This window comes from Kitasatospora sp. NPDC059817 (assembly GCF_042731835.1).
Classification (GTDB): domain Bacteria; phylum Actinomycetota; class Actinomycetes; order Streptomycetales; family Streptomycetaceae; genus Kitasatospora.
Genome location: NZ_JBHWIR010000070.1, coordinates 1 through 5785 on the forward strand (window position 1 = coordinate 1; position 5785 = coordinate 5785).

The 5785-nt window shown below is 74.3% G+C and carries 5 protein-coding genes; 3 read left to right on the top strand and 2 right to left on the bottom strand.

The window, feature by feature from the left end; genetic code table 11:
- Window positions 1-124 precede the first annotated feature (124 nt).
- Window positions 125-2059: an NEW3 domain-containing protein gene (locus ACFV61_RS17305; RefSeq protein ID WP_380492441.1), complete on the top strand. Its 1935-nt coding sequence runs from the start codon at window positions 125-127 to the stop codon at window positions 2057-2059.
- Window positions 2056-2751, top strand: a complete 696-nt coding sequence (locus tag ACFV61_RS17310; RefSeq protein WP_380492443.1) for a hypothetical protein — start codon at window positions 2056-2058, stop codon at window positions 2749-2751. The genes ACFV61_RS17305 and ACFV61_RS17310 overlap by 4 nt, the downstream gene beginning before the upstream one ends.
- Before the next feature lie 69 nt (window positions 2752-2820).
- Here ACFV61_RS17310 and ACFV61_RS17315 read toward each other — a convergent pair whose 3' ends face one another.
- Both ACFV61_RS17315 and ACFV61_RS17320 read right to left on the bottom strand, forming a co-directional pair.
- A complete protein-coding gene (locus ACFV61_RS17315) occupies window positions 2821-3510 on the bottom strand; it encodes a hypothetical protein (protein ID WP_380492445.1) in 690 nt (229 codons plus the stop codon).
- 97 nt (window positions 3511-3607) lie between these two features.
- The gene (locus tag ACFV61_RS17320) at window positions 3608-4747 is read right to left on the bottom strand and encodes a DUF4157 domain-containing protein (protein ID WP_380492447.1); all 1140 of its coding nucleotides are present in this window, start codon (window positions 4745-4747) and stop codon (window positions 3608-3610) included.
- Window positions 4748-5032: 285 nt separating this feature from the next.
- Between ACFV61_RS17320 and ACFV61_RS17325 the strand changes: the two genes are divergently transcribed.
- A complete protein-coding gene (locus ACFV61_RS17325; protein ID WP_380492449.1) occupies window positions 5033-5692 on the top strand; it encodes an HAD family hydrolase in 660 nt (219 codons plus the stop codon).
- The last annotated feature ends 93 nt before the right edge of the window (window positions 5693-5785 follow it).

The window sequence follows — 5785 nt, forward strand, 5'->3', positions numbered from 1 at the left end:
GTTGGGGTTCTTGCCGCCTCCGGGCTGGCGGTGGGGGGGTGGTGGGTTGTGTGGTTGGGGGTTGGGGGGGGGGGGGTGTGCGCCCCCCCCCCCCCCCCTCGACTCCGCCGAGGCGCCGTGGACCTTGGACAACCCGGCCAACACCTGGTTCGGGCTCGGCGCCACCGCGCGCGCCGTGCTGTCCGACCCGGCCGGATCGCCGCTGGGGGAGCGGGCGTTGGGCGTCGCCGAGGTGGTCGTCCCGAGCCTGGACGACGCCGCCGACGCCCGCCCGCTGGTGGTCGCCCTCGCCCGGGTCGGCGTCACCGCCACCACCTCCGGCGCCGACTGGGCCCGGTACGGCTGGCTGGACGTCGACTCCAACCTGCCCGACTTCCGGATCGTCCTCGGCGGGCCGGAAGAGAACGACGCCGCCCGGGAGTTGATCGAGCGGGCCGGCGAGGAGTACGCGAGCGTCCTCAAGACGCACGGCGCGGTCTGGGTGCCCGCGCTCACCCCGCTCGCCGAGGTCTGGCAGCCCGGCGCCGACCTGCGGGACCTGCGGGCACTGCCCGCGCTGGTCGTCGCGGACGCCGCCGCGCTGGTCGCGGACCTCGCCGACGCCCGGATCGGCGCCGTCTGCCCGTCCGAGGTCGTGGACCAACTCGCCGACCACACCGTCGCGTTGCTCAGCTTCGGCCTGCCCGGCTTCGCGGTCGACACCACCGGAGCCCTGCACCTCTCGCTGATGCGCTCCTGCACCGGCTGGCCCTCCGGCGTCTGGATCGACCCGCCCCGGCGCACCCTGCCCGACGGCGCCTCCTTCCAACTCCAGCACTGGACCCACGAGTTCAGTTACGCACTGGTCGGCGGCCCGGGCGACTGGCGGAGCCAGACCCTGCCCGCCCAGGGTCAGGAGTTCAACCACCCGCTCTACGCCCGGATCGCGCCGCCGCAGGACGGCCCGCTGCCGGCCACCCTCTCCTGGCTGCGGATCGAACCGCAGCGCGAAGTCCTGCTCGGCGCGCTCAAGCCCGCCGGCAACCCGATCGCGCACGGCTCGGCGGCGGCCGTCGGGCGTGAACTCGCCGTCCGGCTGGTCGAGTCGACCGGCCTCGGGCGCACGGCGGAACTCGGCGGCGCACTCGGGCTGAGCCACCTGCGGCCCGCCGACCTGCTGGAACGCCCCCTCGGCGAGGCCGTCGAACGCGTCGACCTCGCCGGCTCGCAGATCGCCACCCTGCTCGCCGCCCCCGGCGTCGCCGCCGAACCCGGCGGCCCGGTCCTCGGCCCGGTCGCCGAACCCGCGCAGCCCGTCCACGCCCGCTACTGGCTGCACAACCGGGGCCCGGCGCCGCTCGGCTACCTGCCGGTCTCCGTCGGCGCCTCGCCCGGCCTGCTGCGGACGGACGGCGAGGCGGTCGAACTCTCCGTCGCCCTGTCCTCGCAGCTGCGCGACGCGGCGGTCGAGGGCACGGCCGTCGTCCTGCCGCCCGAGGGCTGGCGGACCAGCCTCGGCAGCCGCCCCTACCGGCTGGAGCCCGGCGGCCACCTGCGCTTCCCGGTCACCCTCACCCCGCCCGCCGAAGCGCTGCCCGGCCTGCACTTCGCCGCCGTCCGGATCGTGCACGACGGCCAGGAGATCGAGGACGTCGTGACCATCGCCGTCGGCGACCTCCCCGGCCTGCTGCCCGTCCCCGGCGACACCCCCGAGGACTGGACGATCGCCCAGGGCACCAAGGCCACCACCGGCCGCGACACCGGCCTGGACGTCGCCGTCTCCGAGGAGGCCCTGCGCGTCACCCCGGGCGGCCGCACCACGCTCGGCCTCACCCTCACCAACCGCACCCGCGGCGAGATCCGCGGCGAACTGCAACTCGTCTCCCCCTGGGGCACCTGGGAGGCCATCGCCGACCCGGTCCGCGGCTTCACCGTGGCGGCCGGATCGTCCTCGACCGTGGACTTCGAGATCGCCGCCCCCGAATCCACCGACCCCGGCGCGTACTGGGCGCTGGCCAAGGTGATGTGGTTCGGCCGCTGCCAGTACGCCCCGACCGTCGCCCTGGAGGTGGAGGCATGACCCTCGGTCTGCTCGACGGCCGGCCGCTCCCGCGCACCGCCCTCGACCACCGCCTGGCCGCCCTCCGCACCGGCCCGCGTTCCACCGCCCTGCCCCAGCCCGGTAGTTCGGAGGACCGCCAGCTCACCCGCTGGGTCGCCCAGGTGCTGCTGACCGAGGCGCTGTGCGAGGCGGTCGCCGCCGAGCGCGACCTGCCCGTACGGTCCACCGGCCCGGCCCGCCTGGACCAGCAGGCCGCCGTCGAACTCGGCTCCATCACCGCCGCCGCCTACGAGGGCAGCGCAGCCGTCCGGGCCGTCTACGCGGTGGTCACCGCCGACGTCGAACCCTCCGCCGCCGACGTCGCCCACTACCGCACCCTGACCACCCGCCCGCCGTCGGCCGTCTGGCACCTCGCCCTGCCCGACGGCGAGTTGGAGGCCGACCCCGACACCCTGCCCGCCGCCCTCGCCGAAGCCCTCCGCGAGGCCCCGCCCGGTACCTGGGTCACCGCCGGCCCCTGGACGGCCGCCCTCCTCGCCGTCCGCACCACCCCGGAGGAGCGCGACCCCACCACCGACCTGACCGAAGCCGCCCGCCGCGCCGCCTTCGTCCGCTGGCTCGACCACGAGCGCGCCCAACGCCTCACCCTCGTCGAGGGATTGGAGCACCCCGGCGACCCGGCCCAACCCGACAACCACCACCGCCACTGAGGCGCCGCCCCCGCCGCCCTTCTCGACGGTGGCCCCGTCGAGGTCGGCGAAGGGAGCCGGTGGCCAGGCTCAGCCGCCGCCCACGCCGCCGGTCGAACCGCCGTGCCCGTACCGGAAGTGGTTCCACGAGCGCCGGTCCGAGACCGAGGGCGGGGGCGGCGGTGCGGGGCGCTGGTGGTGGCTGACGTGCAGGTCCACCTCGACGGCGGGAGGGAGGGCCTCGCGCAGCTCGCGGTGGAGCGCAGTGGTGTCGGTGTCCTGGGGCAGGGGCCGCTGGGGGAGCTCGCCGCGCTCCAGCAGGACGGTCAGCGTGATGGTGACGGACCTCGGGCGCGGGTCGCCGTCGTACGGCTCCTCGGTGGAGTGGTCGATCCGGATCCGTCGCACCTCGGTGACCGGCATCGGCCGGTCCGCCCGGGCCCCCCGGACGAGGACAACAGTGGCCGGCTCGGCGGAGGGCGCGAAGCGCAGCCGGTGCACGGTACGGAAGACCAGGCGGACCATCAGCGCCCACCCGATGACCGCGCACGCCCCACCGGCGATCCCGGCCGCCGCCCACACCGGGCCCCATCCGGTGCCGGCGAACAGCATGCCGATGTCGAGGGGAAGGGAGAAGAGAGCACCGTACAGGAACAGCACCGGTGCCGCGATCACGCTCTGGAGCGCGGCCGTGAGGGCGTACCGGAGCGAGCCGCCCCGCTCCACGAGGACCAGGTCGAGCACGCCCGGGTTCGAACGATCCATCAGAACACGCCGCATGACGCAACGGTAGAAGTGTGCGGCGAACTGCGGAAGTGCAAGGCGCCGACCGGCCGGCCGCGAGCCGCTACGGGTCGCCCCGACTCGGCAGCCCCCGTCAGGCGATCTTGCACGGCACGTAGGCGTGCCCCAGCTGAACGGCCGCGCCCAGGCGGTGGTTTCCGTCCTGGATGCTGATGCCGCCCCCGTCGACCCGGATCTTGATCGGTTCGAGTGCGGCGCTGTTCTTCATGCCGGTGACGGCGGCGCCGAGCCGCTTCTCGACGAGCCCGCCCGCCACGGTCTGCGCACGGCCGCTGGCCTGCTGCAGCAACGCGACGCTCACCTCGACCAGTTGGCCCGAACGCACACCCTGCGCCTCGAAGTCCTGCAACTGGTCGATCTGCGCACCCTGGAAGGCCCCGGCGCCCGCCCGGACGTGGAAGCTGGTGTCCCGCTGCCGGGAGAAGTGGCCGCTCAGGTCCGCCTGCGCCTGCTCCGGACCGACCTCCATGTTGACGAGCTTGTAGTAGGTCTCCAGGTCGTCGTCGACCTTGATGTACCCGTAGCTGCCGTCCTCGTCGAAGATCACGCGCTCCTCGGAGCCCGCGAGTTGGTAGATCTTCTCGTAGTACTCCTTGGTCAGCTTCTCGTCCAGGACGAGCCGCAACCCCGGATAGTCCGGGTCGACGTGGGTGTGGTCGCCCTCCTCCCCGGCGGGCTTCGCCGCAGGGCGCCGCTGCACCGAGGGCCCGACGGCCTGCGTGCCGTGCGCGTGCGCCGCGTGCTCCGCCTCGGACTCCCGGGCGAGCGGCCGGGACAGCACCCGGGAGGCGTTGGCCTCGGCCTCGCGCTCGAAGCGGTCGGAGGGGTCGCTGACCCGCAGTCCCGTCCCGTCGTCGGTGCCCGCGACAGGGCCGCTGCGCTGCTGGATGACGTGGGTCAACTCGTGCGCGAGCGTGTGCTTGTCGCCCCCTCCGGCGCCGAGCACGATGTGGCTGCCCGAGGTGTACGCGCGGGCGCCGATCCCCGCCGCCGACTCCCGGGCGGTCGCACCCGTGTGCAGCCGGACATCGGAGAAGTCCGCACCCAGCCGCGTCTCCATCTCGCTCCGGATCCCGTCGGCCAAGGGCGTGCCGGCGCTCCTCAGCACCTCGTGGACGGCGGACCGCTGCACGTCGGCCGCGGCGTGCTCGTGCTGCTCCTGTTCCTGCTCCAGCATCCGGCTCACCGCGGCATTGCCCACGGCCCGCTGCATGGCGGTGAGCGTCGCCGGAGTCACCGCCCGGGCACCGGACGGCAACCGGGCGGGAGCCGCGGGCCGACTGCTACGGCCCGGTCGTCGGTCGGCGGCAAACGCACTACCGGAGTCATGGGCACGCACAGGAAAGGCCCCTTCGAGGGATCGGCGACAGTCCCTCCCAGTCTGTTCGACCCCGCACCTCCGGCGGAAGGTACGCCAGGGCAACGTCCGATGTCCCCAGGGGCCACACCCGTCGTCAGCCGGCCGAGCTTGGACTGATGGCTTGGCTAGGCTGTCGGCATGATTCGCGCAGTGGTGTTCGACGTCGGCGAGTGCCTGGTGGACGAGACCCGGGAGTACGGCACCTGGGCGGATTGGCTGGGCGTGCCTCGGCACACCTTCGTGGCACAGTTCGGGGCGGTGATCGCCGAGGGGCGCGACTACCGCGAGGCCTTCCAGGTCTTCCGCCCCGGTTTCGACCTGCACGAGGAACGGGAGAAGCGGGCGGCGGCCGGTCAGCCCGAGACGTTCGGCGAGGAGGATCTGTATCCCGATGTCCGCCCGGCCCTGGCCCGGCTCCGGGCGGACGGCCTCTGGCTGGCCATCGCCGGAAACCAGACCGTGCGGGCCGGGACGATCCTTCGCCAGCTGTTCTCCGACGACGTCGACCTGATCGGCACGTCCGACGACTGGGGCGCGAGCAAGCCGGATCCCGCCTTCTTCGAACGAGTCGCCGCAGCCGTTCCGGCTGAGCCGGACGAGATCCTCTACGTCGGCGACCGCCTGGACAACGACGTCCTGCCCGCCGCCCGTGCGGGGATGCAGACCGCGCTGATCCGCCGGGGACCGTGGGGCTGGATTCAGCAGCACGACCCCGCAGCCGACCGTGCGACCTTCCGGATCGACTCGCTCACCCAGCTGCCGGAGCTGATCGCGAAGGCTAACGCCGGAGCGAACTGAGCGTCGCGGACCACGAGTAGAGACGGCCGTCGGGCCGGCCGGCGCCGGCCCGCCGCGGCGGGGCGGGCGCGGGGCGGCCCGCCGGCCGGCGGC